1 protein-coding gene is annotated in these 284 nt (G+C 60.2%); it reads right to left on the reverse strand.

Features of this window, described 5'->3' with window-relative positions; genetic code table 11:
• Nucleotides 1-247 (reverse strand): hypothetical protein (locus AC1RPH_RS08255; protein ID WP_481762103.1); only part of this gene is annotated, 247 nt, incomplete at its 3' end.
• Between the last annotated feature and the right edge of the window lie 37 nt (nt 248-284).

Below are 284 nucleotides of genomic sequence, written 5' to 3' on the forward strand. Positions count from 1 at the left end.
TCTCGCCCATCGCGATGATCAATTCGAGCTGGCGCGTCGTCACCTTCCGCTCGTCCATGAGGACGCGGATGTGCGGAATCTCAGCCGCCCGATGGCGCGTCAGGTCCGTAACGTGCAGTAGCCCCTGCGCGCCGGTATGCGCGTATTTGTTGTTCACCCAATCAACAAGAACTGGCACATTTCGCGGAAGTTTGGCTTTGGGCTCGTGGCCCTGCTTCTGAGCCTCAGACCCTTCGGTCATGTCCACAAGCGTGTAAGAACCGTCTGCGCGGATACCGGCCTGC

The organism is Dellaglioa sp. CoH-57-MRSF-16 (assembly GCF_056782055.1).